The sequence below is a fragment of the Burkholderia sp. E168m23 genome, from assembly GCF_016586125.1.
Taxonomy (GTDB): Bacteria; Pseudomonadota; Gammaproteobacteria; order Burkholderiales; family Burkholderiaceae; genus Burkholderia; species Burkholderia orbicola.
The window spans coordinates 1-4568 of record NZ_BCPP01000582.1 but is presented as its reverse complement, the minus strand read 5'-3'; the positions used below and the strand labels follow the sequence as shown (position 1 = coordinate 4568).

6 protein-coding genes are annotated in these 4568 nt (G+C 65.3%); 4 read left to right on the top strand and 2 right to left on the bottom strand.

The features are described 5' to 3' along the window. The 4 genes from JMF90_RS25190 to ahpF form a co-directional block, all read left to right on the top strand. Positions 1-190: CopG family transcriptional regulator (locus tag JMF90_RS25190; RefSeq protein ID WP_201325563.1), on the top strand; the 190-nt coding region annotated here is incomplete at its 5' end. Beyond that, complete coding sequence (locus tag JMF90_RS25185) at positions 184-549, top strand: type II toxin-antitoxin system VapC family toxin (RefSeq protein WP_011547972.1); 366 nt, start codon at positions 184-186, stop codon at positions 547-549. The genes JMF90_RS25190 and JMF90_RS25185, both read left to right, overlap by 7 nt. A 296-nt stretch (positions 550-845) precedes the next feature. Beyond that, positions 846-1409, top strand: a complete 564-nt coding sequence (gene ahpC, locus JMF90_RS25180; protein ID WP_011547973.1) for an alkyl hydroperoxide reductase subunit C — start codon at positions 846-848, stop codon at positions 1407-1409. A gap of 118 nt (positions 1410-1527) precedes the next feature. After that, positions 1528-3129, top strand: coding sequence for an alkyl hydroperoxide reductase subunit F (gene ahpF / locus JMF90_RS25175; RefSeq protein WP_011547974.1), 1602 nt, complete (start codon positions 1528-1530; stop codon positions 3127-3129). Between the two features lie 95 nt (positions 3130-3224). Here the strand turns inward: ahpF and JMF90_RS25170 are convergent, their stop codons facing one another. After that, positions 3225-4058: a hypothetical protein gene (locus JMF90_RS25170; RefSeq protein ID WP_011547975.1), complete on the bottom strand. Its 834-nt coding sequence runs from the start codon at positions 4056-4058 to the stop codon at positions 3225-3227. A gap of 156 nt (positions 4059-4214) precedes the next feature. Beyond that, a partial coding sequence (locus tag JMF90_RS25165; RefSeq protein ID WP_201325562.1) for an aspartyl/asparaginyl beta-hydroxylase domain-containing protein occupies positions 4215-4568 on the bottom strand: 354 nt, incomplete at its 5' end.

Genomic DNA, 4568 nt, shown 5'->3' with positions numbered 1-4568 from the left:
TGGCCAACTCGACGAGTTGGCCGTCATCGTCGAGACTCAACACCGTCCCCGCGCCGCCATCATTCGTGACGCGATCGACGCCTACATTGCCCTGAACAAGCACCGGCTTGCCGACGACGTCTTCGGTCTATGGAAAGATCGCACGGTCGACGGGCTCGCCTATCAAGAGGAATTGCGCTCGGAATGGTAAAAGCCCTTTTCGACACCAACATCCTGATCGATTATCTGGGCGGCGTGGAATCCGCGCGTGCGGAGCTAGGCCGCTACGACTATCGCGCAATCAGCATGATCTCGTGGATGGAAGTCCTCGTCGGGGCGTCCGCAAGTGACGAGGCCCCCATCCGTGCATGGCTCTCGTCGTTCAATGTCATCGCGCTCGACAGCACGGTGGCGAATCGCGCCGTGACGATTCGCAAGGAACGCCGCATACGTCTGCCCGACGCAATCGTGTGGGCGTCAGCACAAGTGAACGGGCTGTTGCTCGTATCGCGCAACACGAAGGACTTTCCCGCCTCCGAGCCCGGCGTTCGCGTGCCATATCAGATCTAAGCCGGCGTGCGCGAACGCGTGCCCTCCCCCGTCACGCCTCGGTCCACGCGCACCAGCCTCTCCTCCTGCAACTGGAACACGCGGGATGCTCGCCGCACGCCCCCCATTTGCGCTCATGCCGAGCGCGCGCCCAGCCGTGTCAACGCGTCAAAACCTCCCCGCCCCCACCCAATCAAGGGCCGGAAGCAGATAGAAAATCCCGATGCCTCGGATTGAAACAAGCAATTTCACAAGCTCAGGGTGAACCCGGATACTGGCAACACTCCACTCACCACTGACGAAAAGGAATTGTCCAGATGCCGATCATCAACACCCAAATCAAGCCGTTCAAGGCAACCGCTTACCACAACGGCGAATTCGTGCCCGTGTCGGAAGAGAACTTCAAGGGCAAGTGGTCCGTCGTCGTGTTCTACCCGGCCGACTTCACGTTCGTCTGCCCGACGGAACTGGGCGACCTCGCCGACCGTTACGCGGAATTCCAGAAGCTGGGTGTCGAAATCTACGGCGTGTCGACCGACACGCACTTCACGCACAAGGCATGGCACGACACGTCGGACACGATCGCCAAGATCAAGTACCCGCTGGTCGGCGACCCGACGCTCACGCTGTCGCGCAACTTCGACGTGCTGATCGAGGAAGAAGGGATGGCGCTGCGCGGTACGTTCGTGATCAACCCGGAAGGCGAGATCAAGCTGTGCGAAATCCACGACAACGGTATCGGCCGCGACGCAGGCGAACTGCTGCGCAAGGTCCAGGCCGCGCAATACATCGCCGCGCACCCGGGTGAAGTGTGCCCGGCTAAGTGGACGCCGGGTGCGGAAACGCTGACCCCGTCGCTCGACCTGATCGGCAAGATCTGACGATCGCTCCGCGCGCCTCGCCCGAGGCGCGCGACGGCGGGCCACGCCTCGCGCGGCCCGCGCCCTCCTCCGGCACGACGTGCCCGACCAGCATTATCAATACGGAATCCGAAACGCCATGCTCGACGCCAATCTCAAGAACCAACTCAAAGCGTACCTCGAAAAGATCACGCGCCCGATCGAACTCGTCGCCTCGCTCGACGACAGCGCGAAATCGCAGGAACTGCTGGCACTGCTGAACGAGATTGCGTCGCTGACGGATCGCGTGACCGTAACCGAACGCCGCGACGACGCCGAGCGCAAGCCGTCGTTCTCGATCGGCGAGCCCGGCAAGCCGGCGGGCATCCGCTTCGCCGGCATCCCGATGGGCCATGAATTCACGTCGCTCGTGCTCGCACTGCTGCAGACGGGCGGCCATCCGATCAAGCTCGACGACGACGTGATCGAACAGATCCGCGCGCTCGACGGCGACTACGCATTCGAAACGTTTTTCTCGCTGTCGTGCCAGAACTGCCCGGAAGTCGTGCAGGCGCTGAACGTGATGTCGCTGATCAACCCGCGCATTCGCCACGTCGCGATCGACGGCGCGCTGTTCCAGGATGAAGTCGAGTCGCGCCAGATCATGGCCGTGCCGACGATGTTCCTGAACGGTGCATCGTTCGGCCAGGGCCGCAGCAGCGTGAAGGAAATCCTCGCGAAGCTCGATACGGGCGCCGGCGAACGCGCGGCGAAGTCGCTCGAAAACAAGCCGGTGTTCGACACGCTGATCGTCGGCGGCGGCCCGGCGGGCGCGGCTGCCGCGATCTACTCGGCACGCAAGGGCATCGCGACGGGTGTCGTGGCCGAGCGCTTCGGCGGCCAGGTGCTGGACACGATGGCGATCGAGAACTTCGTGTCGGTTCAGGAAACCGAAGGGCCGAAGTTCGCGACCGCACTCGAACAGCACGTGAAGCAGTACGACGTCGACATCATGGACGTGCAGCGCGCCGACGCGCTGATTCCGGGCGACGTGCATCAGATCCGCCTCGCGAACGGCGCGGTGCTGAAGGCGAAGACGATCGTCCTCGCGACCGGCGCACGCTGGCGCGAAATCAACGTGCCGGGCGAGCGCGAATACCGTAACCGCGGGGTCGCGTACTGCCCGCACTGCGACGGCCCGCTGTTCAAGGGCAAGCGTGTCGCGGTGGTCGGCGGCGGCAACTCGGGCGTCGAGGCCGCGATCGACCTCGCCGGCATCGTGAAGGAAGTCACGCTGATCGAATACGGCGCGCAACTGCGTGCGGACGAAGTGCTGCAACGCAAGCTGCGCAGCCTGCCGAACGTGACGATCGTCACGCAGGCGCAGACGACCGAACTGACCGGCGACGGCAGCAAGCTGAACGGGCTCGTCTACAAGGATTTGCGTTCCGGTGAAACGAAGCGCGTCGACCTCGAAGGCGTGTTCGTGCAGATCGGCCTCGTGCCGAACACCGAATGGCTGAAAGGCACGGTCGAACTGTCGAAGCACGGCGAGATCGTCGTCGATGCACGCGGCGCAACGTCGGTGCCGGGCGTGTTCGCGGCCGGCGACGTGACGACGGTGCCGTTCAAGCAGATCGTGATCGCGGTCGGCGAAGGGGCGAAGGCGTCGCTCGGCGCGTTCGATTACCTGATCCGGCAGGACGTGGCGGCGCCTGCGGCCACTGCGCAGCCGCAGGCCGAAGAAGCGGTCGCCGCCTGACGGACGTCAACGCACCGGCATCATAGTTTGTCTCTCTTGGCCCCGCATGCTTTGGTCGGCGTGCGGGGCCCTTTTTATGCCGAATACATTCGCGGTTACTTGGTCGTGGTCGTGCCGCCGTCCGCCGGCACGGGCGCCGTCGACTTGAAACTGCTCGACTGCCTGACCAGTTGCTCGGTCATCGCGGCCGCCACCGGATTCGCGCCGGACGACGAACCGCCCTGCCGGTACGAACCGGTGCTCGCCGGCATCGAAGAGATCGACGACATCGACGGCGGCGGCAACGACGGGTCGAGCTTCGCCGATTCCCTGACGAGCGCGGCCGTCTCCGGCGTTTCGGATTTCATCGCGGCCGGCGGCGCGGCAGCGGCGGCGTGGCGTTCGAGGCCGTCGCGCTTGCGCGGCGCGCGTTGCGTGACCTGTGCGCGTTGCGTGGCCTGCGCTGGCGCAGCCGACTGAGCGGGTTGGACCGATTGGGCGCGTTGAACGGCCGCAGTCTGGGCCGGAGCCGCGGCCGGCGCCGGAGGGGTCGAATCCTCCGGGTTCACCGTCACGACGTTGACCTTCGGCGGTGGTGCGGCCGGTTTCGTCACCGGTTGCGGCTTGTCGCTGACGACCGGCACCGGTGCAGGCGCGGCGTCGACGCGCGCGGTTGCGGCCGGCGCGGGCGTGGATGTGGTTGGTGCGGGAGGCGGCGCGGCAGCCGCCTGCTTCGGCGCCGTCGCGGCGGCCGGTGCCGGCGGCGCGATCGCGCCCTGCACTGCGTGATCGTTGCCTGCGGGCGCCGCAGCAACAGGCGCGGCCGAATCGCCGATGCCGGCGTCTTCGATCGCACGGTGGTCCGCGCGCAGCAGCATCACGTACGCGGTGCCGGCCGCGGCTACCAGCAGCCCGCCGGCGATCATCATGGTTTTACGGGTACTCGTCATGCTTGCTCACCGACATATCGATGTGAACAAGCCATCATACGCGGCCAATGCGCGTTGATCTCGTACGAATACATTTGGTTGCATTGATGACAGCGCACGGCCATCGGCGCCGCGCCGCACTATCGTCAGACGGAAAAAACCGCCCGCGCGCGCCCGTCAGATGCAGAAGATCGCGACCGCGATCCCGCCGAACAGCAGCCACTTGACGATGTAGTACACGGTGCGATTCCACGCCTTCAAGCGCTTGCCCGCGCGGCGAATCGCATACAGGTACCGGAACGCACGATTGAGCCCGCCCGTGCGATCGCCCGTTTCGTTCGGCGACGCGGCCGCGCGCATCAGCAGTTGTCCGAACGCATCGTTGACGCGCTGCGCCCAGCGATATTTCATCGGGCGATCGATGTCGCAGAACAGGATCACGCGATCGTGGGCGGTGCGGTTTTCGGCCCAGTGCAGGTACGTCTCGTCGAACATCACGGCCTCGCCGTCGCGCCATGTGTACGACTCGCC

What these genes read in the sequence shown, in the direction of transcription:
- ahpF (WP_011547974.1), top strand. Translation starts at nt 1,528, where the DNA reads ATGCTCGACGCCAATCTCAAGAACCAACTCAAAGCGTACCTCGAAAAG.
- JMF90_RS25185 (WP_011547972.1), top strand. Translation starts at nt 184, where the DNA reads ATGGTAAAAGCCCTTTTCGACACCAACATCCTGATCGATTATCTGGGC.
- ahpC (WP_011547973.1), top strand. Translation starts at nt 846, where the DNA reads ATGCCGATCATCAACACCCAAATCAAGCCGTTCAAGGCAACCGCTTAC.
- JMF90_RS25170 (WP_011547975.1), bottom strand. Translation starts at nt 4,058, where the DNA reads ATGACGAGTACCCGTAAAACCATGATGATCGCCGGCGGGCTGCTGGTA.